The sequence below is a fragment of the Natronosporangium hydrolyticum genome (assembly GCF_016925615.1).
GTDB lineage: Bacteria > Actinomycetota > Actinomycetes > Mycobacteriales > Micromonosporaceae > Natronosporangium > Natronosporangium hydrolyticum.
Window position 1 is genome coordinate 3,741,550 of record NZ_CP070499.1, and the last position, 24,782, is coordinate 3,766,331.

25 protein-coding genes are annotated in these 24,782 nt (G+C 69.5%); 9 read left to right on the forward strand and 16 right to left on the reverse strand.

Features of this window, described 5'->3' with window-relative positions; translation table 11 throughout:
- Nucleotide 1: 1 nt before the first annotated feature.
- Nucleotides 2-1,420: a DUF6297 family protein gene (locus JQS43_RS16735; protein WP_239675336.1), complete on the forward strand. Its 1,419-nt coding sequence runs from the start codon at nucleotides 2-4 to the stop codon at nucleotides 1,418-1,420.
- Between the two features lie 59 nt (nucleotides 1,421-1,479).
- On the opposite strand, the gene JQS43_RS16740 is transcribed toward JQS43_RS16735, so the two are convergent.
- Nucleotides 1,480-1,704, reverse strand: a complete 225-nt coding sequence (locus tag JQS43_RS16740; protein ID WP_239675337.1) for a hypothetical protein — start codon at nucleotides 1,702-1,704, stop codon at nucleotides 1,480-1,482.
- A 131-nt stretch (nucleotides 1,705-1,835) separates the two neighbouring features.
- Between JQS43_RS16740 and JQS43_RS16745 the strand changes: the two genes are divergently transcribed.
- The 3 genes from JQS43_RS16745 to JQS43_RS16755 are packed head-to-tail and all read left to right on the forward strand — an operon-like array spanning nucleotide 1,836 to nucleotide 4,805.
- Complete coding sequence (locus JQS43_RS16745) at nucleotides 1,836-2,339, forward strand: GNAT family N-acetyltransferase (protein WP_239675338.1); 504 nt, start codon at nucleotides 1,836-1,838, stop codon at nucleotides 2,337-2,339.
- A 31-nt stretch (nucleotides 2,340-2,370) separates the two neighbouring features.
- A complete protein-coding gene (locus tag JQS43_RS16750; RefSeq protein WP_239675339.1) occupies nucleotides 2,371-3,801 on the forward strand; it encodes a serine/threonine-protein kinase in 1,431 nt (476 codons plus the stop codon).
- Nucleotides 3,798-4,805 (forward strand): hypothetical protein, encoded by a 1,008-nt coding sequence (locus JQS43_RS16755; RefSeq protein ID WP_239675340.1) that lies wholly within the window; start codon nucleotides 3,798-3,800, stop codon nucleotides 4,803-4,805. The genes JQS43_RS16750 and JQS43_RS16755 overlap by 4 nt, the downstream gene beginning before the upstream one ends.
- Here the strand turns inward: JQS43_RS16755 and JQS43_RS16760 are convergent.
- Nucleotides 4,759-5,022, reverse strand: a complete 264-nt coding sequence (locus tag JQS43_RS16760) for a DUF4190 domain-containing protein (RefSeq protein WP_239675341.1) — start codon at nucleotides 5,020-5,022, stop codon at nucleotides 4,759-4,761. The two genes, JQS43_RS16755 and JQS43_RS16760, sit on opposite strands and share 47 nt — an antisense overlap.
- A 62-nt stretch (nucleotides 5,023-5,084) precedes the next feature.
- Nucleotides 5,085-5,696 carry a hypothetical protein gene (locus JQS43_RS16765; RefSeq protein WP_239675342.1) on the reverse strand — a complete coding sequence of 204 codons (612 nt, stop codon included), beginning with the start codon at nucleotides 5,694-5,696 and terminating at the stop codon, nucleotides 5,085-5,087.
- Between the two features lie 188 nt (nucleotides 5,697-5,884).
- Between JQS43_RS16765 and JQS43_RS16770 the strand changes: the two genes are divergently transcribed.
- The 4 genes from JQS43_RS16770 to JQS43_RS16785 are packed head-to-tail and all read left to right on the forward strand — an operon-like array spanning nucleotide 5,885 to nucleotide 11,172.
- Entirely contained in the window at nucleotides 5,885-7,849 is a 1,965-nt protein-coding gene (locus tag JQS43_RS16770; RefSeq protein WP_239675343.1) for an N-6 DNA methylase, read from the forward strand.
- 46 nt (nucleotides 7,850-7,895) lie between these two features.
- The gene (locus tag JQS43_RS16775; RefSeq protein ID WP_239675344.1) at nucleotides 7,896-8,348 is read left to right on the forward strand and encodes a helix-turn-helix transcriptional regulator; all 453 of its coding nucleotides are present in this window, start codon (nucleotides 7,896-7,898) and stop codon (nucleotides 8,346-8,348) included.
- 5 nt (nucleotides 8,349-8,353) lie between these two features.
- The gene (locus JQS43_RS16780) at nucleotides 8,354-8,764 is read left to right on the forward strand and encodes a VOC family protein (RefSeq protein WP_239675345.1); all 411 of its coding nucleotides are present in this window, start codon (nucleotides 8,354-8,356) and stop codon (nucleotides 8,762-8,764) included.
- A gap of 11 nt (nucleotides 8,765-8,775) precedes the next feature.
- The gene (locus tag JQS43_RS16785; protein WP_239675346.1) at nucleotides 8,776-11,172 is read left to right on the forward strand and encodes an ATP-binding cassette domain-containing protein; all 2,397 of its coding nucleotides are present in this window, start codon (nucleotides 8,776-8,778) and stop codon (nucleotides 11,170-11,172) included.
- Nucleotides 11,173-11,205: 33 nt separating this feature from the next.
- On the opposite strand, the gene JQS43_RS16790 is transcribed toward JQS43_RS16785, so the two are convergent.
- Genes JQS43_RS16790 through JQS43_RS26075 form a run of 3 tightly spaced genes read right to left on the reverse strand, consistent with a single transcriptional unit; the run spans nucleotide 11,206 to nucleotide 15,446 of the window.
- Nucleotides 11,206-12,387 (reverse strand): ABC transporter substrate-binding protein, encoded by a 1,182-nt coding sequence (locus JQS43_RS16790; RefSeq protein WP_239675347.1) that lies wholly within the window; start codon nucleotides 12,385-12,387, stop codon nucleotides 11,206-11,208.
- 15 nt (nucleotides 12,388-12,402) lie between these two features.
- Nucleotides 12,403-12,798: a roadblock/LC7 domain-containing protein gene (locus JQS43_RS16795; protein ID WP_239675348.1), complete on the reverse strand. Its 396-nt coding sequence runs from the start codon at nucleotides 12,796-12,798 to the stop codon at nucleotides 12,403-12,405.
- Nucleotides 12,795-15,446 carry a nitrate- and nitrite sensing domain-containing protein gene (locus JQS43_RS26075; protein WP_275580909.1) on the reverse strand — a complete coding sequence of 884 codons (2,652 nt, stop codon included), beginning with the start codon at nucleotides 15,444-15,446 and terminating at the stop codon, nucleotides 12,795-12,797. The genes JQS43_RS16795 and JQS43_RS26075 overlap by 4 nt, the downstream gene beginning before the upstream one ends.
- A gap of 470 nt (nucleotides 15,447-15,916) precedes the next feature.
- Between JQS43_RS26075 and JQS43_RS16805 the strand changes: the two genes are divergently transcribed.
- The gene (locus tag JQS43_RS16805) at nucleotides 15,917-16,399 is read left to right on the forward strand and encodes a DinB family protein (RefSeq protein ID WP_239675349.1); all 483 of its coding nucleotides are present in this window, start codon (nucleotides 15,917-15,919) and stop codon (nucleotides 16,397-16,399) included.
- Between the two features lie 29 nt (nucleotides 16,400-16,428).
- Here JQS43_RS16805 and JQS43_RS16810 read toward each other — a convergent pair whose 3' ends face one another.
- From JQS43_RS16810 to JQS43_RS16855, 10 genes are all read right to left on the reverse strand, one after another.
- Entirely contained in the window at nucleotides 16,429-16,869 is a 441-nt protein-coding gene (locus tag JQS43_RS16810; protein WP_239675350.1) for a VOC family protein, read from the reverse strand.
- 94 nt (nucleotides 16,870-16,963) lie between these two features.
- Complete coding sequence (locus JQS43_RS16815; protein ID WP_239675351.1) at nucleotides 16,964-17,707, reverse strand: class I SAM-dependent DNA methyltransferase; 744 nt, start codon at nucleotides 17,705-17,707, stop codon at nucleotides 16,964-16,966.
- A 59-nt stretch (nucleotides 17,708-17,766) separates the two neighbouring features.
- Nucleotides 17,767-18,777, reverse strand: a complete 1,011-nt coding sequence (locus tag JQS43_RS16820; protein WP_239675352.1) for a TerC family protein — start codon at nucleotides 18,775-18,777, stop codon at nucleotides 17,767-17,769.
- An 89-nt stretch (nucleotides 18,778-18,866) separates the two neighbouring features.
- Nucleotides 18,867-19,901 (reverse strand): hypothetical protein, encoded by a 1,035-nt coding sequence (locus JQS43_RS16825; protein ID WP_239675353.1) that lies wholly within the window; start codon nucleotides 19,899-19,901, stop codon nucleotides 18,867-18,869.
- The gene (locus JQS43_RS16830; protein WP_239675354.1) at nucleotides 19,895-20,542 is read right to left on the reverse strand and encodes a hypothetical protein; all 648 of its coding nucleotides are present in this window, start codon (nucleotides 20,540-20,542) and stop codon (nucleotides 19,895-19,897) included. Before JQS43_RS16830 ends, JQS43_RS16825 begins: the two co-directional genes overlap by 7 nt.
- Before the next feature lie 125 nt (nucleotides 20,543-20,667).
- Entirely contained in the window at nucleotides 20,668-21,648 is a 981-nt protein-coding gene (locus tag JQS43_RS16835; protein WP_239675355.1) for a CehA/McbA family metallohydrolase, read from the reverse strand.
- A gap of 24 nt (nucleotides 21,649-21,672) precedes the next feature.
- Nucleotides 21,673-22,416 (reverse strand): phosphotransferase family protein, encoded by a 744-nt coding sequence (locus JQS43_RS16840; protein WP_239675356.1) that lies wholly within the window; start codon nucleotides 22,414-22,416, stop codon nucleotides 21,673-21,675.
- Entirely contained in the window at nucleotides 22,416-23,078 is a 663-nt protein-coding gene (locus JQS43_RS16845; RefSeq protein ID WP_239675357.1) for an HAD family hydrolase, read from the reverse strand. Before JQS43_RS16845 ends, JQS43_RS16840 begins: the two co-directional genes overlap by 1 nt.
- Before the next feature lie 42 nt (nucleotides 23,079-23,120).
- Nucleotides 23,121-23,753, reverse strand: a complete 633-nt coding sequence (locus JQS43_RS16850; RefSeq protein ID WP_239675358.1) for a GNAT family N-acetyltransferase — start codon at nucleotides 23,751-23,753, stop codon at nucleotides 23,121-23,123.
- 275 nt (nucleotides 23,754-24,028) lie between these two features.
- Nucleotides 24,029-24,640 carry a dienelactone hydrolase family protein gene (locus JQS43_RS16855; protein ID WP_239675359.1) on the reverse strand — a complete coding sequence of 204 codons (612 nt, stop codon included), beginning with the start codon at nucleotides 24,638-24,640 and terminating at the stop codon, nucleotides 24,029-24,031.
- Nucleotides 24,641-24,782: the final 142 nt, after the last annotated feature.

Genomic DNA, 24,782 nt, shown 5'->3' on the forward strand with positions numbered 1-24,782 from the left:
CGTGCTGGTCGCGGCTGGGACGGACCCGGTGGCGCCAGCGGCGGGCGAGCTTCGGACCCGGTTGCGGCAGCTGCGCAGGCAGCATCACACCACTTCACTGTCTGAGAAGCTCACCGATATGTACATTGTGGTGCTGGTGGTCGGCACCATCGGGTTGAGTTTGGTGGGTGGGTTCAGCGATTTTCTGGGGTCTCCGGGGGTGCAGCAGTCGGACCCTGCCCGGCGTTGGTGGCTCGCGGTGGCTGCGGGGCTGGTCGCCGCCGGGCTCGCCTGGCACGGGCTCCGCAGTTTAGGGCCGTTGTTGGTGAGTCCGGCGACTCCGACCTGGGTGGTCAGTGCTCCGGTGGACCGACGTGCCTGGTTGCTGCCCCAGTTGCGGTGGCTGCTGGTCGGTGCGGCGTCGGTGGGGGCGTTGCTCGGCCTCGGCGCGGCGCTCAGCGGATCGGTCGGTGACCCGGCGCAGCTCGGTTGGTGGAGCTTCGCTGGGGCGAGCTGCGGTGGTGCGGTGGTTGCGATCAGCGTCGCGGCCCAGGGGGCCGGGTCTTCACTGTGGTGGGCCCGGCGAGCCGGCACGGTGTTTCTCGGCACCGGCGGCGCGGTGGCGTCCGCGCTGGTATTGGCGCATCATCTGGCCCTGCCGATAGTTGGGCCACCGGTCGCCGGCCAGGTTGTGGTGGCGGTGGTCGGCCTGGGTGCGCTGCCGCTAGCGGTCGCCGCCAGTCTCCGGGCGCGCCGCAGCCTGGCGTGGGTGGATCGGGCCAGCCTCAGCGCCGGTACGCAGCTGTTCGGCGGGGTCACGACCGCGGCGGTGCTGCTCGACCCGTCGGCGCTGACCGAGGTGTTGGCGCAGCGGCGTTGGCTCCGGATCGGGCGGGTGCGGCACCGCGCCTTCCGGCCGGCGCCACGGTTACTGGTGTTGTTGCAGGCTGAGTTGCGCCGGCTCGGTCGGCGGCCGGGTGCGCTGGCGGCGTGGGGCATGCTGCTGCTGGCGATGTACGCGGTGGGGGCGGCGCTGCCGTCGGCGGCGCCGATTGCGCAGATTCTGCTTGCTTTTCTCGCCGGTGACCGGCTCGCCGGGGGTCTGCGCACGGTCAGCCGCTCGGCCGGTCTGCGCCGGGTGCTGGGCGGCAGTGAGACCGAGCTTCGGCTGGTCCACTTTGTGGTGCCGGCGCTCGGCACGGCAGGGTGGTTCCTGCTCTCGCTGCCGGCCGTACCGTTGTCGGTTGGCTGGCTCGACGGGGTCCTGCTGCTCGGGGTGGTCGTCGCGGTCTATCGGTTCGCTACCCGGCGGTTGGTCAGTTACAGCGGGGCGGTGGTGGACACGCCAGCGGGGCTGATGCCGGTCGACATCATGGGACAGCTGTTGCGGGGGCTGGCCCTGCTGGCGGTCCTCGTCTTCGTCCAGGCGCTACATCTCTGACCCCGTGATCATGGGGCTAGGCACCCATGATCACGGGAATCATGCACCTAGGTCCATGATCACGCGACTGGGCCCTGGTGGATCTGGTCCGGCTTGCCGTCCTGGTTCAGGTCGACCATCGTGAGGTCGGCCTGGCCATCACCGGTGGTGTCGAACTGGTAGAGGTCGGGCACCCCGTCGCCGTCGGTGTCGCTCACCCAGACGTCGGTCTTCCCGTCCCCCCGAGTGTCGGCGGTTACCAGGTCATTGAGCTGCTCACCGCGGGTCTCGATCGGCTCAGTCACGATAGTTACCTCTGTTCACTCCGATTGGTCGCCGTCACCCTACCGCAGCCTCGCCAGCCACGCGGACCGTTGCTGACCGCATAGGCGCCTACGGTCAGGTCACCACCCTCACAATGACGGACGGAGAATAGGTGACCAGCAACGCGTTGCGCATCGAAGAGGTGACTGCCGAGAACGTCACGGCCGCCTGCCGGCTCACCGTGGCCCCGCAGCAGGAGGCGTACGTCGCGCCGGTGGCGGTTTCGCTCGCCGAGGCGTACGCCAACCAGGAGACTGCCTGGCCCCGGCTGCTCTACGACGGCCAGCAGCTGGTCGCCTTCGTGATGGCCGGCTTCGACCCGGACTCCCCGCTCGACTTCTTCCGGTGCGGCATCTGGCGGCTGAACGTCGCCGCCGACCAACAACGCCGCGGCTACGGACGGTACGCGGTGAGCGTGGTGGCGGCCGAGGCCCGGCGCCGCGGCCAGGGTCGGCTGACCGTCCTATGGGTACCGGGAGAGCACGGCCCGGAGCAGTTCTACCGGCGGCTCGGCTTCCGGCCGACCGGCGAGGTGTTCCATGGTCAGCATGTCGGAGAGCTCTCCCTGCCTGACCAAGCGGGAGGTGTCGGGAGCGTGACAGACCGCACGTTGTGACAACCGAGGAGCCTTGCGCCACACTGTCACGGTGCGCGAAGGGATGCTTATCGCAGACCGCTATGAGGTAACGGCGGCGATCGGCCCGGGCGGGATGGGAGAGGTCTGGGAGGGGTATGACCGGCGGCTCGACCGCCGGGTGGCGGTCAAGTTCATCCGGCGTACCGGGCTGCTCGGCGAGGTCGACTACGAACAGGCGGTACGCCGGTTCGCCCGGGAGGCACGGGTCACCGCCAAGCTGGAACACCCCGGCGTACCGACGGTCTTCGACCTTGGTTCGCACGACGGCGAAACCTACCTGGCGATGCAGCTGGTGATTGGGCGCACGCTCAAGGACGTGATCGCCGAGCAGGGGCCGCTGCCCGGTGCCTGGGCTGCCGCGATCGGCGCCCAGGTCTGCTCGGTGCTCGCCACCGCCCACGCCGGGTCGATGATCCACCGCGACCTGAAACCCAGCAACCTGATGCTCTGCCCGGACGGCTCGGTGAAGGTGCTCGACTTCGGCATCGCCGCGTTGCTGGACGCGGTCGACCTAACCCGGTTGACCACCACCGGGCAGCTGCTCGGGACTCCCGCTTATATGGCCCCGGAGCAGTTCACCGGGGAGGAGCTCGGACCGGCGACCGACCTGTACGCGCTCGGGTGTGTGCTCTATGAGTTGCTTGCTGGTCAGCCGCCGTTCGGCGCCGACCATCCATTCCAGCTGATGCGCCGACACCAGCAGCAGGCGCCTCCGGCGCTGGCGCCGGTCCGGCCGGACCTGCCGGCCGCACTGGCTGAGCTGGTGGGACAGTTGCTCGCGAAGTCGGCACCGGAGCGCCCAGCACACGCCGGGGAGGTGTATCTACGCCTGCTGCCGCACGTCGCCGAGGGCGCCGAGCGCACCGGCGGGTCCGCCGTGGCCCAGGGCCCGACCCGCCCCTACCACTACCCGCTCGGCCCGTTGCCGGTGTTGCGCGCTGCGCCCAAGCCACCGTCCGGCCCGTCGCCGGCGCCCCAGCCCGTACCCGCCGGTGGCGGCGCGGCGGCGCAGGCGCTGCAGCGTCAGCAACAGGATGTGGTCGAGCTGGTCGGTGAAGGGCGGGTGACCGAGGCCGGGGAGGTGTTGGCGGAGGCGGTACGGGCCGCCGCGGCCTCGCTCGGGCCGAGCGCCGCGGAGGTGGTCGATGCCCGGCTGGCGCTGGCCCGGGTGTACCTGCTCGCCGGCGACCATCGGCGGGCGCTGGCGGTCCAGCAGGAGCTACTGCCTGACCTGGCGCGGCATTACGGGGAGGAGCACAGTCTGGTGTGGGGCACCAGGCGGAGTATCGCCGAGTGTCAGAGCGCGATTGGTGACCATGCCCGCGCCCGGGCCGAGCTGCGGGAACTGGTGGCGGCCCGGGTGCAACAGGTCGGCCCGGCGGATTCGCAGGTGCGGGAGCTGCGGGCAGAGCTCGCACGACTCGAAGGGACCGGCCGGTGACCCTGTTGGCATCGTTGGCGCAGGCCGAGGTGACCGAGTACGCCGAGCCCTATGACACGATCGCCGCGGTCGCGATCTTGCTGCTGCTGCTGGTCTATCTCGCCGGGCTACCGGCGACGGTGGCGGTGGCCGCGATGCATTGGCGGCATCGTTCGCGACCACGGTCGGCGCGGCCGACTTCGACCGCCGCGCCGCCAACGACCGTGCCACCGATGACTGTGCCGCCGCCGACCCGGCCGCCGCCGACCGTGCCCGCGACCCGATTCGCGCCCGGCCCGGCAGCGCCGCCGGTGGCGCCGGCACCGCTGGCTGCGCCGCCGCCGGCGGCCGGCGGAGCTGCCGGGGCGGCGCTGCTGCAGCTGCAGGCGTTGGAACGAGAGGTGTTGGCGCTGTTGGAAACGCCGGCGGCGGCGCCCTGGCAACGGCTGGCGCAGCAGACCGCCGAGCTGGTCAGCCGGCACGGCGCCGACCCGACCTTGGGGCCGCACGCGGTGGGGCTCCGGGCGGTGGTCGCGGCGCTGGCCCCACTGCGCATGCCAGCCGCTGCGATCACCGAGCCACCGGTGGTGCCGCTCGCGGCGCCGACCGGCGAGCTACCCGCCTCGTTGCGGGTCGGGCTGTGCCGGCTGGCCGCCGAGGGGCGACCAATCCCACCACAGTGGGCGTTTGCTTGGTACGGCCACTTGTGGCCCCGGTGGCCCACCGAGGTGGACCAGCGGATCGAGGAGATCCGGCAGGCGTTCACGGCACGTTATCAGGCGACCTATCCGCACGGCGGCATGATTCTGGCGTTGGTCGGCGGCACGCTGGAGGTGAACTACCCCCCGATCAGCGCCCGGTACGGCGGTCGGCCGATTCGGGTGGCGAGCAGTTTGCCTGATGTCACGGCGATCCCCGACCCGCTGCGCCGGCTGCGCGCGGTTGGCGGGGCCGCGCTGGCCGAACTGCGGCCACCGGTCACTCCGCCAGCGTCACCGACAGGATCATCGGGACCCAGCAGGTGAGCCAGAGGGCGGTTACCGGGTAGCCGATCGCCAGCGCGGCCTTGGCGAGGCCGTCGCCCCGCTCCCCGGTGCGCCGGATCTCGTGTCGGGCCACGTGCCCCAGCACCACGCCAGCGATCGAGAACCCGACCGCCAGCGGCAGCGCCCAGATAGCGCACAGGTTCACACCCGCCTCGACGTCGCGCGGCGGGTGTGACGGGGCGGCTGGCGGGCGCATGCGCGCTAGCTTGCCATACCGATCGGCCCGGAGCCTCCCCATGCCCGGCCGGCGGAGGGCTGCTATCCGATCGCGACGAAGGTGCGGTCGCTCTGCACCGACCAGGTGTCCTCGACGATCCAGGACGCTCCGTCGTCGAGCTGGTCGGCCGGCACCGAGGCGCAGACATTGCCGGTGGCGGTGGCGTCGGGGAACATCTCGCCGTGCTCGTCCAACGGGTCCGGGATCACCCCGCAGTAGTCGTCCATGCTGCTGCCGAAGGTGTTGCCGCCGGAGCCGTTGAAGTTGATGCTCAGGTCGAGCCATGGGTCGCCGGAGTCGTCGCCGGTGTAGGTGACGGTCACCTCGACCATGACGAACTGGCGACCATCGGCGGGCGGGTCGTTGAACTGGTTTTCAGCCGCCACGATCTCGTCCGCGTCGGTGTCGGTTGCGGCGAGCTCGACGGTCCAGTCACCCACCTCGAACGCGGTGCCCGGCGCGAGCGGGTTCTGGCGAGTGCCCGGCGCGTCATCCGAGTCATCGACCTGCTCGGCCCCGTTGTCGGTGTCGGTGTCGCTATCGGCCAGGGTGGCGCCGTCGCCGTCGGCGCTGCCGCCGAGGCCGCAGGCGGCACCGACGACCGCGGCGACGAGGAGGCCGGCCACTGTGGCCAGCTGCTTCTTGGTGCGCATCGGGTTACTCCCATCGGGTTCGGGTTCGTAGGCGCCCAGGCAACGAGTCGGCCACCCAGGGCCGGCCGCTGTGGACGAGCCAAGAATGCCAAGCGCTGTGTACGTTGTCAACAAAGATTCGTCGAACCTGTGGGTTAACACGACCTCGAGGCTGGTAACGTACGTCCCGTACGCTGCGAGGAGGAGCCGTGGGTGAGTCCGAGGTCACACCAGTCGAGATCGCGCGGCTGGCCGGGGTGGGCCGCGCTGCGGTCAGCAACTGGCGCCGACGCTTCGACGACTTCCCCAAACCCGTCAGCGGCACCGCCACCAGCCCTCGGTTCGCGCTCACCGAGGTGGCGGCGTGGCTGCGTCGGCAAGGCAAAATCTCGGAGCTATCCGCCGCGGAACGCGTCTGGCAGGAGCTCCGTGCCGCCTCCTCCGATCACGACCTGCCGGCGGCGCTGCTCCGGGCGGGCCGAGTCCTGGCCATCGGTGCTCCCGGACAGTTCGCGGCGGCGTTGCCCGCGAGCGCGGCTGAGCCGCTTCCGCCGAGCGTCGCCGAGCCGCTGGCGGAACTCGCCGCCGAAGCGGGCTCCGCAGCCGCCCTCGACCAGCTGCTGCGCCGGCTCCACGAAGCCACCCGACTCCCCCGCGTCCCGCCGGAGGTTGCCGGGTTGATGACCGGGCTGCTCGCAACCGAGGAGCCGACTAGCCTCTACGATCCCGCCTGCGGCACCGGCGGTCTACTCGCCGCCGCCCTCAGCCGCCTCCCCAGCCTGCGGCTCCACGGCGATGACTGCGACCCCACGCTGGTCGGCCTGGCTGCGTTGCGGCTGGCCAGCCACGGCGCCACCGACGCCGACCTGCGACCCGCCAACCTCCAGCAGCCACGGCAAGCCCCGCTGGAGGCCGCGGCCGCGGTCGGCGCACCGGTCTACGCCGACCGCGAATGGGCCGCCGACGACCTCGCCTACGACCCCCGCTGGGAGTATGGCGTCCCACCCCGTACCGAGCCCGAACTCGCCTGGGTGCAGCACGTGCTAGCGCAGCTATCCCCGGGCGGGCGGGCGGTGCTGCTGCTCCCGCCGGCCGCCGCCGCCCGGCCGGCCGGGCGGCGGGTCCGCGCCGAACTGCTGCGCCGGGCCGCGGTGCGGGCGGTGATCGGCCTACCAGCCGGCGCGGCCGCCCCGCACCACCTCGGGCTCCACCTGTGGGTGCTGCGCCGCCCCCGCTCCGGTGAGCACGCTGACCAGGTGCTGTTCGCGGAGCTGACGGGCGAACCGGACCGGGACCACGACTGGCCATACTGGACTGCCCAGCTCGCGGCGGCGCTGACCGCGCTCGACGCGGGCCAGCCCCAGGCGGAGCTGTCGCTCGCCGCCCGCACCGTACGCGTCATCGAGCTGCTGGACGACGCCGTCGACCTCGGCCCCGCCCGCCGCGTCCACGCCGACCCGAGCACGATCGACCCGTACCAGGCGAGCGCCCTCCGGCAACGGCTCGCCGACACGCTGGCGCAGCTGCCGGCGGCGCTACCCGGCTTCGGCGTGGTCGACCGCCCCGCCGCGTTGCCCATGATCTCCGTCGGCGACCTGGTCCGCGCCGGCGCGATCACCGCAACCGCCCGGGGCCAGCACCGCCCCGACCCCGACGCTGACTCGGGGACGCTCAGCGACGCCCCGGCCGTACCCGTGTGGCGGGCACGCGATCTAGTGGCCGGCCGCGGCCCGGCCGGTCGGCTGAGCGCCGACCAGGTGCCGTCCGACGCGCCCCGGGTCACTACCGGGGACGTGGTCTCGCCGGTGGTCGCCCACCAGTTGATCGCAAAGGTCGTCACCGACGCCGAGGCCGGCGCGGTGCTGGGGCCCAATGTGCAGCTACTCCGACCCGATCCGGACCTGCTGGACGCATGGTTCCTCGCCGGGTTCCTGTGCCACGACGGCAATGCGCACCGGGCGGCGTCGGCCGGGTCGATCCAACGGTACGACCTCCGGCGGGCGCAAATTCCTCGGATCCCGCGCTCCGACCAGAGCCGGTACGGCGAGCTGTTCCAGCGCCTCGCGGCGTTCACCGCGCTACTCGAGGCGGCCGGCGCCGACGCCGAACAGCTGGCGAAGCTGCTCGCCACCGGCCTGGCCGGTGGCGCCTTCCGCCCCGAACCCGACCGGTAGGCGCGCCCACCCGCGACCGTCGGTGGCCCGTGGCACTATTCATCAGGTGAGCAGCACTAACTCGCCGACGCAGCAGCTGCGTGACCTCGCGCGGCTGCGCCGGGTCCGCGACCGGATCGACCGGGAGTACGCGCAGCCGCTGAACGTCGAGGCGCTCGCCCGCGGGGCCAACATGTCCGCCGGGCACCTCAGCCGCCAGTTCCGACTCGCGTACGGCGAATCGCCGTACTCCTACCTGATGACCCGGCGGATCGAACGCGCGATGGCGCTGCTGCTCCGCGGCGACCTGACCGTCACCGATGTCTGTTTCGCGGTCGGCTGTTCGTCGCTGGGCACATTCAGCACCAGATTCACCGAGCTGGTGGGGGTGCCGCCGAGCGCCTACCGGGCCCGGGCAGCGGACCGCCCCACCGACGGGATCCCGTCGTGCGTGGCTAAACAAGTCACCAGACCGATCAGGAATCGAGAAGCACGGGCCGCGGAGACGCAGCTAGCGTAAGCGCTATGGACATCATCATTCACACCACGTTCTTGCCGCACAGCGACCCGGAGTCGTCCCTGGCCTTCTACCGCGACGCCCTCGGCTTCGAGGTCCGTAACCAGGTCGAGTATGGCGACATGCACTGGAACACCGTCGGGCCCGCGAAGCAGCCCGACGTCAACATCGTGCTCTACCCGCCGGGCGCGGACCCGGGCGTCACCGATGCGGAACGCCAAACCATCGTCGAGATGATGGCCAAAGGCACCTACGCCAGCATCATGCTGGCCACCAGCGACCTCGACGGACTCTTCGAGCGGGTGCAGGCCAGCGGCGCCGAGGTCATGCAGGAGCCGACCGACCAGCCGTGGGGAACGCGGGACTGCGCCTTCCGCGACCCCGCCGGCAACACGGTCCGCATCCAGCAACGAGGCTGAGGGGAGGGCCGATGAGCATCGCGTCGAGAGTCGGCGAGCAATCGTCGGGGTCGCACGTGGCCGACGGTCACGACCTGATCCGGGTCCAGGGGGCGCGGGCAAACAACCTCAAGGACGTCGATGTCGAGATCCCGAAGCGCCGGTTGACGGTCTTCACCGGCGTCTCGGGTTCGGGCAAGAGTTCGCTGGTCTTCGCCACCATCGCCGCCGAGTCGCAGCGGATGATCAACGAGACCTACAGCGCCTTCGTGCAGGGGTTTATGCCGACGCTGGCCCGTCCCGACGTCGACCTGCTCGACGGCCTCACCACCGCGATCATCGTCGACCAGGAGCGGATGGGGGCCAACCCCCGCTCGACGGTCGGCACCGTCACCGACGCCAACGCGATGCTGCGGATCCTGTTCAGCCGCCTCGGCGAGCCCCACATCGGCTCGCCCAACGCTTACTCGTTCAACGTCCCGTCGGTCTCGGCCAGCGGGGCGATCACGGTCGAACGCGGTGGCAAGACCAAGACCGAGAAGGCCACCTTCAACCGGCTCGGCGGCATGTGTCCGCGCTGCGAAGGTAAGGGCGCGGTCAACGACTTCAACCTCGCCGCGCTCTACGACGACAGCCTCTCCCTCAACGAGGGTGCGCTCACCATTCCTGGCTACAGTATGGACGGCTGGTACGGCCGGATCTTCCGCGGCTGCGGCTACTTCGACCCGGACAAACCAATCCGCAAGTACACCAAGAAGGAGCTGCACGACCTGCTCTACCGGGAGCCGACCAAGCTCAAGATCGACGGGATCAACCTGACGTACGCCGGGCTGATCCCACAGATCCAGAAGTCCTTCCTCGCCAAGGATGTCGACGCGATGCAGCCGCACATCCGCGCCTTCGTGGAGCGGGCGGTGACCTTCACGACCTGCCCCGACTGCGACGGCACCCGGCTGAGCCAGGCGGCCCGGTCGTCGAAGATCAACGGCAAGAGCATCGCCGAAGTCTGCGCGATGCAACTCACCGACCTCGCCGAGTGGGTCCGCGCGCTGGCCGAGCCGTCGGTGGCGCCGCTGTTGCAGGGGCTGCAACGGCTGCTGGACTCGTTCGCGGAGATCGGGCTGGGATACCTTTCGCTGGACCGGCCGGCGGGCACCCTCTCCGGTGGTGAGGCGCAACGAACCAAGATGATCCGCCACCTCGGCTCCTCATTGACCGACGTCACCTACGTCTTCGACGAGCCCACCATCGGCCTGCACCCCCACGACATCGAGCGGATGAACCGGCTGCTGCTGCAACTGCGGGACAAAGGCAACACCGTGCTCGTGGTCGAACACAAGCCGGAGACGATCGCGATCGCCGACCACGTGGTCGACCTCGGCCCCGGCGCCGGCACCGCCGGCGGCAGCATCTGTTTCGAGGGCACCACCGACCGGCTGCGCAAGAGCGACACCATCACCGGCCGCCACCTCGACGACCGCGCCACCCTCAAACCGGCCGTGCGGACCCCCACCGGCCAGCTGCCGATCCGCGGCGCGGCCACCCACAACCTGCGCGACGTCGATGTCGACCTTCCACTCGGCGTGCTCTGCGTGGTCACCGGGGTGGCCGGGTCGGGCAAGAGCTCCCTGATCTCCGGGTCAGTCGCCGACCGGGACGGCGTGGTCGTCATCGACCAGGGCGCCATCCGCGGCTCCCGGCGGAGCAACCCCGCCACCTACACCGGCCTGCTCGACCCGATCCGCAAGGCGTTCGCCAAAGCAAACGGGGTCAAGCCAGCGCTGTTCAGCGCCAACTCGGAAGGCGCCTGCCCGGTCTGCAACGGCGCCGGCGTCATCTACACCGACCTGGGGGTCATGGCCACCGTCGAGTCGACGTGCGAGGAATGCGACGGGCAACGGTTCCAGGCGGCGGTGCTTGAGTACACACTGGGCGGTCAAAATATCGCCGAGGTGCTGGCGATGTCGGTGGCCGAAGCGGCGGCGTTCTTCGCCGACGGTGACGCCCGAACCCCGGCCGCGCACACGATCCTGGACCGGCTCGCCGATGTCGGCCTCGGCTATCTGCGCCTCGGCCAGCCGCTCACCACCCTCTCCGGCGGGGAACGGCAACGGCTCAAGCTCGCCACCCACATGGGTGCCACCGGCGGCATCTACATCCTCGACGAGCCGACCACCGGGCTGCACCTCGCCGACGTCGAACAGCTCCTCGGGCTGCTCGACCGGCTGGTCGACGGCGGCAAGTCGGTGCTGGTGATCGAGCACCACCAGGCGGTCATGGCGCACGCCGACTGGATCGTCGACCTCGGCCCGGGCGCCGGCCACGACGGCGGCCGGATCGTCTTCGAGGGCACCCCCGCCGACCTGGTCGCCGCCCGCTCCACCCTCACCGGTGAGCACCTGGCGGCCTACACCGGCGCCGCCGGGTAGCTCTTATCCTCGCCGTAAGTCGGGCCGCCCGGCTCAGTCTCCGAGCGTCGTCAGCTCCGACACCACCACGTTCGCCAGCGCCCGGCCGTCGGTGCGGACCTGCCGCAGATACCACTTCTGGATCGGCGCATGGGTGTGCTCGGCGAACCGCCACGGCCCGCGCGGGCTGTCGATCTGCCCCAACTGGTCGATCGCTTCGTTGATCTCCTCCGGGGTGGGGTTGGTGCCCGCCGCCGCGATCGCCCGGTCCAGCACCGCCGCCGCGTCGTACGAGGCCATCACGATCGAGTTCGGCACCCGGTCCGGGTACTCGGCGTACCAGGCGGCGACGAACTCCCGGTTGGCGGCGTTGTCCAGGTCCGGAGAGTAGTTGAGTGCATTGTAGATACCGGCCGCGGTATCCCCCTGCTGCTTGAGGATTTCGCCGTCGGTGACGAACCCGGCCGCGTACAGCGGCAGGTGGGAGATCGGAGACTCGGCGTACTGGGTGACGAAGTCGACCGAATTCCCGGCGCCCCAGAAACAATAGACCGCTACCGCGTCGGTTGCGGCGATCTCGGCAAGGTACGGGGTGAAGTCGGTGGTGTCCGGGAACGGGGTGAAGGTCGCCGTCTCGCCGTCCGGATTGGCCAGTTCACCGCCGAGCTCCAAGAACGTCTCGGTGAAGCCACGCAGCTCGTCCCGGCCACCCTGGAAGTCGGGCCCGATCGCATACACCTCCCCGTCGACCTGATCGTGCACGAACGGCGCCATCGCGATACCCGGCTCCACCGACAACAGGTTGGTGTTCCACACCCAGGTCACATCGTCCAGCTCGGGCCGCCCCAACGACCCGACCAACGGCACCCGATGCTCGGTGAGCAGCGGCAACAGGGCGGTCACGTTACCCCCGTTGATGATGCCGGTGATCGCCGAGACACCGTCCTGCTCCAGCATCGTCACCGCCGACTCGACCGCGACCTCCGACTCGTACCCCTCGTCGGCGAAGAGCAGCTCCACCGGGTGGCCTCCGAGCATGCCGTCGCGCATGTCGAGATAGAGCTGGAACCCGTCCCGCAGCTCCGAACCCGGCTCCTCGAACGGACCGTCAAGGTTGGCGATCAACCCGATCCGGATAGTCTCCGCCGACTCGCCCGAGGTGCCGCCGCAGGCGGTCGCCGCGACCACCAGCGCCGTTGCCACGGCGCTGGTGGCGACCCGTCGCACAGTGCCCATCCCAGCCACCTCTCGTTACGCCAGCGTCGCCCGGGGCGCGGGGGTGAGCGCCTCACCCATCCGGATGGCCAGATCGGTCATCTCATACGAGACCTTGCCGACATCGCAGGTCGGGGCTGCCAGCACCAGCAGCGAAGCACCCTGGCTGAACGCGATGCAGAACATGAACCCGCCCTCCAGCTGGGTCACATTGGAGATCATCGCGCCCGCCTCGAAGAATCGGGCCGCCCCGGTCAGCAGCGCCACCAGGCCGCTTCCGGTGGCGGCGAGCTGATCCGCCCGGTCCCTCGGCAGGCCCTCGTTATGCGCCAGCACCATCCCGTCGGTCGAGATCGCGAGCGCGTGGCTGACATCCTGCGTACGCTGGACGAAGTTCTGTAGTAGCCAGTTCAGGTCATTCGAGCTTGTCACGACGGCTGCTCCAGGCGGGTGGATGGGACGGACGACGGCGGGCGATGGCCCGCCACGCCCCGGGCGTAGGCGGACATCGCCGCCGCGATACTGGACGGGTCGAGCCGGTTACCCCCGCCCTCGGTCGGCGTCGGCGCGGCCGGCATCAGGTGCTGTTGCGGCACCCGCCGCGGCAACTCGCCGTTGGCGGGCGCGGGCGAACCGGGTGACCCGGCAGGGCCGGTGGGCCCGGGCGCCCCGGCAGATCCGGCGGACCCCGAGAGCCCGGCGGGGCCGGAGGATCCGGAGGACCCGGACGAGGCGATAGCCACCGCGCGTTCCATCGCCGCCGCCCATTGTTGGCCGCCGCCGTCCGGCCAGGCGACGACCGCATCCGTCCCCTCGACAACGGTCTCGAACCAGCCGTTGATCGTCGGCGGGCCGGCGACCGACGGCGCGACCACCGACGGCGCGGCCCCGGCCAATGGCGTCGACGCAGGCTGGAACAGCGGTGCCGCCGGCGGCGGCGCCGGCGCCGGCCGGGCCTGCGGCGGCTCCGCCGTCGGTGCCGGCATCACGGCGTGAGTCGCCCGCGACGCGGTGGCGACCGGCATCGGCTGCGTCACCGCATGCTGCTGCGGCGGCGGGAACTCGGACCGGGCCGCGGCCGGCTGCGGCGCAGCAGACTGCGGAGCCGCCGAGCCCCACTGCGGCGCCGCCGGCTCCGGCGCCCCCCAGGAGATCAGCTGCCACGGAATCCGTACCTCGGCGACCGTGCCACCGCTGGTAGCGGGGCGCAGTGCGACCTGGATGTCCCAGCGGGCGGCGAGCTGGCCGACCACGATCAGGCCCATCGCCCGTACCCCGGCGATCTCGACTGAGCCGGGCTCCGCCAGCTGCGCGTTGATCTGCGCGCACCGCTGATGTGACAGCCCGACCCCCTGGTCGATCACCCGGAGCACGAGCACGTCCGGCAACGACTGGCTCTCCACCCACACCTCGGTCTCCGGCGAAGAGTAGGCGGTAGCGTTGTCGAGCAGCTCGGCCAGCAGGTGGGCCAGCTCATCGACCGCCTCGCCAGCCACACAGTGACCGTCGTCGAACGAGCCGATCCACACCCGGGTGTACTGCTCGATCTGCGACAGGCCCGCCTGCACCACCGTGACGATCGGCACGGCCTTGCCGCGGACCCGGGAAGTACCCGACCCGCCCAACACCAACAGGCTCTGGTTGATCCGCGCCATCCGGGTGGCGAGATGGTCCAGCTCGTAAAGTTCACGCAGCCGGTCCGGGTCGGTCTCGTCCCGCTCCACCCGGTCGACCTGCACCAGCAACGAGTCCACCAGACGCTGCTCCCGACGGGACAGGTGCACGAACATCTCCGCGACCTTCCCCCGCAGCACCGCCTGCTCGCCGGCGGTCCGAACCGCCTCCCGGTGCAACGCCCGCACCGCCGCGCCCACCTCGGCGATCTCGTCGTCGCCCACCACCACAAGCTCGGCGGCGGAGCGGTCAGCGATCTCGTTCGGGGACAACGGCTGGGTGGTGGCGCTCAACTCCCGCACCACCGCCGGCAACCGCTCGTACGCCGCGGTGTTGGCCGACTCCTGCAGCCGGCGCAGCCGTTTAGTGATCCGCTGGGCGACCACGCTGGTGAGCACCGCCGTCAGCGCCACCACCAGCAGGATTCCCGCCGCCTGCACAGCTGCGTTGCGTAGCTGAACTCCGCGGGCCGCCGCCAACTGTTCCGCAAACTCGGCATCCACCGCCCGCTGGACCGTGTAGAGCTCCGCCATCCAGACATTCGTCGCCTCGGTCCACTCCGTGGCGTCGAGCCGGAGCCGTTCGCCGGGCAACGCCCGACCCACTTCATCCTGCAGCCGCTGCGCGGTCACCACCGACGCGTCGGTACCGACCTGCTCCCACTGGGCCGCCCACGAAGGGTCGGCGAGATCAAGGAAGTCGGTACTGGCATCCGCCAGCCGAGCCCGAGCGCTGGCGCTCTCCTGCTGGGCAGCCGGCGTCAGCTCCGCCATCGCCAAGCTACGGAGCACCACGATCTGCAGCTGTCCGATGGCTTCCCCGGAGGCCGCGAGCGCCGCGGCGGCCCGGGCGTCGTCGACCAACAGACTCGACGTACCGGCGGCGGCCTCCTCCCGCAACGTCAACAGGTCGGCGATGAGAATCCGGTAGCTGAACGAAACCGCGGAGAGCGTGGCGTACTCACTCGCGGCGACCTGCCCGCGCACCGTCTCCAGGTTGCCCAGGCCGGTGTCGACCTGCCGCAGGGTGCCGGTCACCGCGTCGGTGGGGGCACCGTGGCTCGCGAACGCGTCGATCGCGTCGTCGGTGTCCCGCGCGGCTCGGTCGAACTCCTGAATCGCGGAGGCGTCACCACTGGTCAACGCGACCGCGGCGGCGGTCCGTTCGGCCTGGAGCGTTCGCGCCAGCGACCCGGCGTCGGTGGAGAGCGCGGCGAGCTGCTGCATCTCCCCCGCCTCGGCGACCTGCCGAACGCTGTTCGAGAAGGTCAAGCCGGCGAACCCGACCACGGCAAGCAACGGCACGGCAACCAGCAACCGGAGCAACGTGGCGATGTTGCCCCGGGGACGCCAGCGCGGTCGCAGGGCATGTGGCGCAACGGCCGCGGTCGCGATCGTCCTCGTCACGACGATGCACCCCTCTCACTGTCAAAGACACCCCGCCGGGGGAGTTTGTCAGCGCTGGCCGGGCGGCGAACCGCCGTACTTGCGTTGATCACCGGAACGAAACCGTAAGCTCACATGTCGCGTGCGTCAAGTAAATGCGGGCCGATACTTTCCGGAAGACCGATAGCGGACAGCCGACTTCAAACCCTCGGCCGGCGCCGCCCAGCCGCCGGAAATTCGGGCTCCGGCGCAGGTAGCAGGCTACGGAAGTCGGTCGGGCGGCTAACGATGCTCCCTATTGGTACGTTTCAGACCGGGCCCGGGCGGCACGACGGCCGTCGGCATACCGGGGGCCGATATCGCCGTGATGGCCGGGTGCGGGCATCCGAACAGGCGACCCGCCCGCTGGGCCGGATGCTGCGACCAGTTCCCCCGGTTCCCCGCCCGGTTCCCCGCCCGGTTCCCCGCCGGCAGATCGCTACCGTGATCCGATGAGCGATACCGAGTACGACACGAAGTACACCGAGCGGCACGTGCTGCTCGGATACCTGAACGTCATGCGTCGAGCGGTCATCCAGACCTCGGAAGGGTTGACCGAAGCCGACCTACGCCGCCCCGGAGTGGCCTCCGGCACCAACCTGCTCGGCATCATCCACCATCTCACCGGAGTGGAACAGCACTGGTTCCAACGGGTCTTTCTCGGCGAGCCGGTGGTCGCCGACAAGTCCATGACCGTGCCGGCCGAACTTACCCGCGATGAGGTGGTGGCCGCGTACCGACAGATGTGTGACCGCAGCGACGAGATAGTGCACGCGACCCTCGATCTCGGCAGCCGCGCGGCGATCCCGAACCCAGGAGAAGCGCAGCGTGACTCGCTCCGGGTGATCCTGGTGCACCTGATCGAAGAGACCGCGCGGCACGCCGGCCACGCGGACATTCTGCGGGAACAGCTCGACGGCGTCACCGCGCCCTAGCGCCGCTACTGGCGGCCGCGGCAGCTGCCCTAGCTGAGCTGCTCCGCCAGCGCCACGATGATGCCCTCGGGGCCGCGGATGTAGCACAGCCGGTAGCTGTCCTCATACTGCTGCAGGTCGCCAACGAGCTCGGCCCCGCGGGCGCGCAGCCGGGCGAGGACATCGTCGATGTCGTCGACGGCGAACATGATCCGTCGGATCCCGAGGGCGTTCGCTGGCGCGTTCGCCGGCTCCGTGCTTACCGCCGCCGGGGTCCGGAAGGTCATCAGCTCCAGCCGGCTGTGGCCGTCCGGGGTCCGCATCATCGCGATGTCGACCTGGACATCGTCCAGTCCAACCACGCGGCCCACCCACTGCCCTTCGACCAACGCCTCACCTTCCAGCTCCATGCCGAGCTCGGTGAAGAACGCGATCGCCGCCCTCAGGTCGGCGACCACGATGCCGACGTTATCCATCCGCTGAATCGTCATAACCTGAGGCTAGGCGCCGGGTCCGACATCAGCCGCCGACTCCACGCAACCGGAACCGCGCCGGTGGCTCCCGCAGCCTGCGCGAACGAGTTCGTCAGCGGGCTGACGGCAGCCGGTAGATCGACACGTGCGAGGGCGACTCGGCGGTGAACTCCGCACCGGCCCAGTCCGCGTCCCGGCGCTCCAGCTCGAACCCGGCCAGCTGTGCCATCAGATCAAGCTCGGCCGGCCAGACATAACGGTGCCGGCTACGGAACAGCCGGGCCCGACGGCTCTCGTCGAGCCGGAAATGGTGCGAGACAAGGTGCTGGCGCAACACATCGTAGGTGTCCAGGCCGATATAGCCGGGTGCCGAGCCGAAGACCACTGCCTGCTGCCCCGGCGGGAGCTTACGCAACTCTGGCACCCCGAGCTCGATGACGAAGCGGCCACCGGGCAGAAGATGCCGGGCGGCGTTGCGGAAACATGCCACCTGCTCGGCCTGGGTGAGCAGATTAGAAATCGTGTTGTAGACGAGATAGACCAATGTGTACTGTCCTGGTGCGGTCTCGGTCGCCATGTCCCCCACGACCACGGGGATCGTCGCTTCATCGGCCTTCGTCCGCAGTTGCTCGACCATCGACGGTGACAGCTCGATGCCGTTGACCGGCACCCCTCGCGCCGCGAGCGGCACCGCTACCCGGCCGGTGCCGACGGCGAACTCCAGCGCGCGCCCGTCACCGGCGAGCTCGGCAAGTCGGTCCACCGTCGGCCCGAGGAGCTCGGGGGCGAACATGCCGGCGCCCGGTGTGTCATAGCCAGCCGCGGCCTCCGCGTCCCAGATCTCTTCCTGTTGCACACCGGCCACGATCGCCCTGGTCGTAACCCGACGTCAAGGCAATTCCGGCCACGGCCAGGTCAGCCAGCGTCGCGCTGGTCGTGGTCGGGCGAAACCGTCGGCGTGCCCAGTACGGCGCCTGCGTGGGCCCGTGCCGAGGGGTCCCGGCGAGACTTGATCAGGCTCGCCGCGGTGGTGACGGCGAGGATGACGGCGATGACGACCAACGACACCGGCGTGGTGACCTCCGGGATCCGCTCGTCCAGCCCATGGGCCCAGTGCAGGATCAGCTTGACCCCGATGAAGCCGAGGATCACCGCCAGCCCGGTAGAAAGGTAGACCAGCCGATCCAACAACCCGGTGACCAGGAAGAAGAGCGCGCGCAGGCCGAGCAGGGCGAAAGCGTTGGCGGTGAAGACGATGTAGGGCTCCTGGGTTACGCCGAACACCGCCGGGATCGAGTCGAGCGCGAACAGCAGGTCGGTGCCGCCGATCGCGATCAACACAATCAACAGCGGGGTCACCATCCGCCGCCCCTGCACCCGGGTAACCAGCCGCCCGCCAACGTACTCGTCGGTGACCGGCAGCACCCGCCGGGTGGTACGGACGAGAAAGTTGCGCTCGATGTCCGGGTCCTGATTACGGTGCCGGTACAGCTGCACAGCGGTCCAGATCAGCAGCAGGCCGAAGACGAGAAACATGAAGGCGAACAGGGAGATCAGCGTGGCCCCCACCGCGATGAAGATCGCCCGCAGCAGCAGCGCCAGGATAATACCGAAGATCAACACCTTGTGTCGATACTCGTCGGGCACGGCGAAGGTGGCGATGATGACGACGAAGACGAACAGGTTGTCGACGGAGAGGCTCTTCTCCACCAGATACCCGGCGAAGTATTCAACCCCGAGTTCCCACCCGACCAGACGCGCGAAGACCAGCCCGAAGACGAGCGCCACCCCGATATAGAACGCCGACCACAGGGCGGCCTCGCGGAAACCGACGTGGTGTGGCCGCAGCGCCCGGGTGAGATCGAGGCCGAGCAGGGCGACGATCACCAGGATCGTCAGACCCCACCCCCACAGCGTGATCTCCACCCGCACCCCCGGGGTGATCCAGCCGAAGCGCCGGATTCCAGCCTAGCTCCGACCGCCGGAGGAGACGCGGCTGATCCGTGGTGCAGCCCTTAGCGGCTGAGCACCTGAACCTCCCCGATCTCCAACTCGACGCTCGCCTCCGGGTGCAGGGTGAGGGTGCCCGACCCGGCGCTCGGCCCGCCGCTGACCGACCACTCCACCTCCCAGGTGGTGACCGCGGTGATCGTGTAGGTCCCGCCCGGCTGGTCGCGGCTGGTCTGAAGGTAGCGATGGCCGCACGGCGGCGCGAGCGTATCGACCCCGGACACCCACGGCTCACCTTCGTCGCAGGTGACTTCCTCACCGTCGCCGGTGTCCCAGACCGTTTCGGTCGCGGTCGCGGATGCGGAGACGGTGATTCCGGCCTCGCTGACCGAGGCGGTGTTGGTGCCCCAGTTACTGTCATCGGTGTTGTTCCACAGCCACACCGGAAGTCGGACCAGACCGACGCCGTCCGTCGGTGGGGCGGTACCGATATCAGCGGCGTAAAGCTCCAGACTGTCGAGGGCGTCGGCGATCAGCTGAGCGGTCGGGTCGATAGTGGGCCCGGGCTCCTCCCCCGGCGGCAGGAACCAGTAATCCTGGTTCACCCAACCATCGGCCACCGTGTAGTGCTCGAAGTAACAGCGGGCGCGATAGACGGTACCCTCGTCGCCTCTGGAGACCCCTTCCGGGTAGACGACCCTTGGGTCGAGCGGGTCCATGTTCCGCGAGTGCTCCGTCTGCACGAAATGGCAGTCGTAGCGGGCGTTGTACCAGCCCGCACGGGCGCCACCGAAGCAGTCGACCCACTCAGGGCCGTCGTTGGCGTCCGCGACCGGCAAGTGCTGGCGGCGGCACCGGGTCATGGTGACTCCGCCGCCGGTCGCAAGCTCCACCACCACCTGCCCTTCGGAGTTGGTGTGGCTGGTTATGCCGGTCGTGCACGACTCACGGTCGGCCGGGGTGTCGTCCAGGCAGTCGAACCGACCAGCGGGATTGGCAACCGCCTCGGAGGCGAGGATCGTCACGATCAGCGGGCCGACGCCGATAGCGACCGCGAGGATGGTCGCGAGATGGATCCGGGATGGTGCAGTGGTTAGCACGGCGCGTCGTCGTCGTATCGGAAGGAGACGTGCCAGCGATCTTCCTGCTCAGAGTACTCATCCGCCTCCCACCACGTGACCCAGATCTCCGAGGTGTAGCGGCTGCCCGGGCCGTCGACGACCTCGCCGCTGTCGACCTCGATCGTCGTCCAGTCGGTCTCGTCGATGCAAGCGTCGATGATGGCACGGGGGATGACGTCGTCCGAGTACTCGAAGCTGTGCTCCCAATCGATCTCCCGGACCTGCGCCTCCCAGCCGAGGGTGCCCGAGGTGGCGTGCCCGGCCTGCGCATTTGGCGTCAAGATCTCGAAGGCGAGTTCGTCGAAGGCCTCGGCCGCGACGTGGATCTCTTCGAGCCTGTCCATCGTCTCGTCGGTGCCGCCGAGCACGCCCTCCTGGGTGAGCTCGACGTAGCCCTCCATGTAGCTGTCGAACGCGGCGAGGATCTCCTCCGCGTCAGCGGCGTCGGCCGGGTCGAGGTTGCTCTCGGGTGTGTTGTCGGTGGTCGGCGCCGGTGAGGCCGGCGGTGGCGGCAGGTCCAGATCCTCGTCTCCGCAGGCTGCGGCGGCGGCGAGAACCACCGTCGCGGCGGCCGCCAGCGCGATCATGGTGCGGTACGAGCGTCGGGTGCGGTGGGACACCGGTCCTCCCCTTGTGTCGTGGGTCGACGGCGCCGGCCGACCGATTACCTGACCAGAGCAGTCTAACTACAGAACGCAAAGACGTCTCGCATGGATCCGGGTATGCGGATCCACCTGGCCCGATCTCAGATGAGGATCACCGGGTTGCTCAGGGCCGCCATGTGCCCTTTCGGATGACGTACCTCCACCCGTACGAACGCGGATTCGTCCGCACTGGTGTGCCACTCCAAAGCAGCTGCCCCATCCATGGTAAGCGACTCGCGGTGGACCGTGCCCCGGTCAGTGCGGAGACTGACCACGCCCGACGGCACCCCGCCGACCACAACCTGGACCGCAGCCGGCTCGCCTCCGGTCGCCAGGCGCTCCCCGATCCCTGCCCGCCGGTCGCCAGCGACAACGTTGAACGACAATGTGACGGCCGCCGATTCGGCGATCCAACTGCGGCCCGCCCGGATCCCGGCGAGCACCGCCTCGGTGCTCAACTCCTCGGCAAACACCACCGTGTGCGGTGTCCCCAGTTGACCCGCCAGGTGGGCGTCGCTGCCTCCGATCGCCGGCCGCCAGCGGCCCTCGTGGATACCGGCGGCCAGACCGCGCCCCCACTCGGCGAGCGCCGCCTCGTTATCGGCGTTCCATGGCCGGTCCGATGCCCACAACCCATTCCACACCTCCACCACATCGAAGCTGTGGTACGGGTACATGAACGCGCCGGACGGGTAAGGCGCGTGCGGATGGGCAGCGACACACAGCCCACCCACCCGGCGCACCCGATCGATCTGACGATCGATGGCATCGTCGCGCACCCGATAACGCCAGTCGACCAGCTGGCCCGGTTCGATGCCCACCGCCAACCAGTGCCCATTCGGTGTCACCACCTCCTGCCCCGGGATCACCAGCAGGTCCTCGCCGGCGTACGGGGCCCAGCTGCCATGGGTGTCGACCCGGTTGTGTTCGGTGGTCGCGATGAAGTCAAGCCCGGCCGCGCGGGCGGCGGCAGCCACCTGCTCCGGCGTCAAGTCGGCATTCTTTGAGTAGTGCGAATGGACGTGGCAGTCGCCTCGATACCAGGCGCGGCCCCGACCAACCGCCCGCCTCGGTGGGAACATCCTGTCAGGGTACGCGGCGATCCGTTACTCGAGCGCCGCAGCGAACACCTCCCGATGCGCCCGGATGTAGGCCAACTCGCGGCGGGTCCATTCGATCACCTCTTCGGCACGGTCACGGGCGACCCTCGGCGCCTGAGGGTTGTCCCGGATCTCGGCCCAGAAAGTCTCATTACGACACAGTCGGGCATCGATCGCTGCCGGCAACGCACGCCGCTCCTCATCACCCAACCCGTACGCGTGGGCAACCAGCCTGACCTGGCTGGCCTGCCCTGCCACCGGCTCGCGGTCCGGCCGCGACGAGATGCACCAGGACCAGGACAGATACGCAACATCCTCCAACCGGTCGCCGGCGGCCGCGAAATCGAAGTCGATGAAGGCCACCGGCCGACCGTCCCGGAAGACCGTGTTGTGTGGGCCCGGATCGTGGTGGCACACCACCTGACCACCCAGCTCGACCGCGAGTTCGCGACTCGCGTCATGCAGCCGTCGCAGCATCGACGCGGCCACCGCTATCTGGTCATCGTCGAACCGGCGCCACCGGGCTGGTACGTCACCAGCGATGTAGGACAACACGTCCCGCCCGGACTCGTCCCGCCCGAGGTGTCGCGGGCAGCCGGTGAAGCCTTGCGCCCCGAGATGGGTCAGCAGCCGGGCGACCAGACCGGATGCCGACGACGCTGGTCGGCGGACGGTTTCCCCCACCCGCACCACCCCAGGGGTGAACCGACCGCCCCGCAACGGCACCTCATCTGCTCCGCCCTGATCCATCAGGGGTTGCGCAGCAGGGCAGGCAGGGCGCCAAGAGAACTGATCGCCGGGCCGTCCCAACTAGGGTCGGTGTCCTGATACTCGGTGGTGCGGACCACCGTCATGCCGACCGCCGCCGCCCCGGCCAACTCGTCATCCGCGCCATCTCCGACGAAGACGCACTCCGCCGGATCGGCACCCAGCCGCTCGGCCGCCACCCGGTAGATCTTCGGGTCAGGCTTGGCCAGACCCACCTCGCAGGAGAAGACCGCGACGTCGAACCGGCTGGCCAGGTTGCACTGCGACCAGGCTGCCGCGGCCTCCGCGGTCGCGTTACTGATCAACGCCATCGGATGCCCGCTGGCCCGCACGCTGTCCAGCACCTCCAAGGTGCCCGCCGAGACCGTCGCCAACAGCCCAGCCGCGAAAGCCCGCCGCAACGCCCCCGCCTGCGCCAGCTGCTCCGCAGTCGGGGTGACTCCGAGCCGACGGGCGAGCACCTCAACGGTCTCCTCCACATCCCAGCGAACCAACCGCTCCCGCCACGAGGCGTGGTACGCGGCCACCAGCTCCGCCGGATCCGCGCCGACCAGTAACGCCATCTCCCCGACGACCCGGTCCCGCTCATCATCAACGCCGTGTAGCAAAGTGTGGAAGAGATCGAATATCACCGGCCGCAGCATGGTCCTCATGCTACCGAAGAGCGCGTTACTGCATACCACTCCCTAAGGCGTGGCCTGGTGCCGCACTGCCTCGGAGAGGCGGGTCCGCTGGACCCCAGCTTCGAAGTTGGAGGGGTCAAGCCAGGACTCGACGACTGGCCGCAACCTGCGCCAGTCGTCGTCGGTCATCGCATACCAGGCGGTGTCCCGGCTACGCCCCTTGTAGATTGTTGCCTTCCGGGATATCCCCTCGAATCGAAAGCCGAGCCGTTGGGCCGCGGCACGGGAACGGGCGTTCAAAGCGTCACACTTCCATTCGTACCGGCGGTAACACAGCTCGTCGAAGACGTATCGGCCCAACAGGAACATCGTCTCCGTCGCTGCCACGGTCCGTTGGAGGGTGGCGCCCATCATGACCCCGCCGACTTCTAGAGAACCCGCTGCCAGATCTATCCTCGAGAAGCCCGCCATCCCTGCGGCTGTCTCCGTCTCATCGGTCAACGCGAACATCGCCAGCGACCCGTCACCGAGCAGCCCGTCGATGAACGCCGCGAACTCCCCTTCGCTGCCGAACGGACCGAAGGCCATATAGGTCCATTCGGCGCCGCTGGAATCGGAATGAAGCGCCTCAAAGAGCGACGGTGAATCGGAGGCCCGCAACGGCCGCACGGAACCGAAGCCCCCTCGCAGCGGCACCGGCCGAGGAAAGCGACGCGCGTGCCAATCGCTAACCGGGTCACCAACCGGCTGTCCGAGCTGATTCTTTCGGGCCACCTGGCACAGGGTAACGCGGCGGCACGGCCTGCCGCTACGAACCCGACAGGAGGACGTGGTACTCGGCGAGTAACGAGCCATGGTGTTCGTCGCGCCAGACGAGCTGTTCGCCCGCGACCTGGCCGTCTCCTCCGCGCTGATCCGATCACTCATCTCAAGACCAGAGCAAACGAGGCTGACGAGACCAGGACACAGCACTAGACCAGATGCCTACCAAAGAACCGAAGCGCGCTGTCCAGTTCAAACTCCGGGAGCTCCGCATGCTTGCCGGGGTTGGCGTGCAATGTCTTCTCAGCCGACCCGAAGGCCTCGAAGAGCGCCAAACTATGAGGCCGCGGCACACGCTCGTCGTCCCATTGCATCAGGAACTCCACCGGGCACGTGATTCGTGCTGCGGCCTCGGCGGCTGCCAACGCCCCGCCCAAGCCCAGCACCGCTGCCCGGACCCGCGGCTCGGCGGCGACGAACGGAACTCCGAGCCCACAACCCAACGAGATCCCCCAGTAGCCCACCGGACCAGCGCCGACGTGCTCAAGCTCTTGGACCGCGTCCAGGACCGCCCGCCACTCCGGAACTGTCTGGTGCGCGACGAACGCCTGGAATCGAGCCATCAGCGGAGCCATCTCTTCGCCGGCGTCGACACGAGCCCGGTTTTCCGTCGCGATCCGGTTATACTCCTCGTGCTTCGGGCGCTCGCCATGGCCAGGTACGTCGACCGCCACTACCGCGAAACCGCCCTCAGTCACGAAGCGGCGGGCGCGGCCGGCAATGCCCGGGGCCGTCTTGTGCTGCCCTCCGCCGTGTCCCATCAGGATCAGGGGACGAGGCCCAACGGAACCTTCCGATCTCCACAGCACGCCGGGCACATCGTCAAGGGTGAACAAAATTTCGGAGACATCGCTGTCAGACGTCTCGGAGATAAATCGCAAGACCTTCCAAGCCTTTCGGGAT

Coding starts and splice junctions, on each gene's coding strand:
- JQS43_RS16840 (WP_239675356.1), bottom strand. CDS start 22,416: ATGGATCAGGGCGGAGCAGATGAGGTGCCGTTGCGGGGCGGTCGGTTC.
- JQS43_RS16765 (WP_239675342.1), bottom strand. CDS start 5,696: ATGCGCACCAAGAAGCAGCTGGCCACAGTGGCCGGCCTCCTCGTCGCC.
- JQS43_RS16855 (WP_239675359.1), bottom strand. CDS start 24,640: ATGGGACACGGCGGAGGGCAGCACAAGACGGCCCCGGGCATTGCCGGC.
- JQS43_RS16780 (WP_239675345.1), top strand. CDS start 8,354: ATGGACATCATCATTCACACCACGTTCTTGCCGCACAGCGACCCGGAG.
- JQS43_RS16835 (WP_239675355.1), bottom strand. CDS start 21,648: ATGTTCCCACCGAGGCGGGCGGTTGGTCGGGGCCGCGCCTGGTATCGA.
- JQS43_RS16845 (WP_239675357.1), bottom strand. CDS start 23,078: ATGCTGCGGCCGGTGATATTCGATCTCTTCCACACTTTGCTACACGGC.
- JQS43_RS16790 (WP_239675347.1), bottom strand. CDS start 12,387: ATGGGCACTGTGCGACGGGTCGCCACCAGCGCCGTGGCAACGGCGCTG.
- JQS43_RS16785 (WP_239675346.1), top strand. CDS start 8,776: ATGAGCATCGCGTCGAGAGTCGGCGAGCAATCGTCGGGGTCGCACGTG.
- JQS43_RS16810 (WP_239675350.1), bottom strand. CDS start 16,869: ATGACGATTCAGCGGATGGATAACGTCGGCATCGTGGTCGCCGACCTG.
- JQS43_RS16760 (WP_239675341.1), bottom strand. CDS start 5,022: ATGCGCCCGCCAGCCGCCCCGTCACACCCGCCGCGCGACGTCGAGGCG.
- JQS43_RS16805 (WP_239675349.1), top strand. CDS start 15,917: ATGAGCGATACCGAGTACGACACGAAGTACACCGAGCGGCACGTGCTG.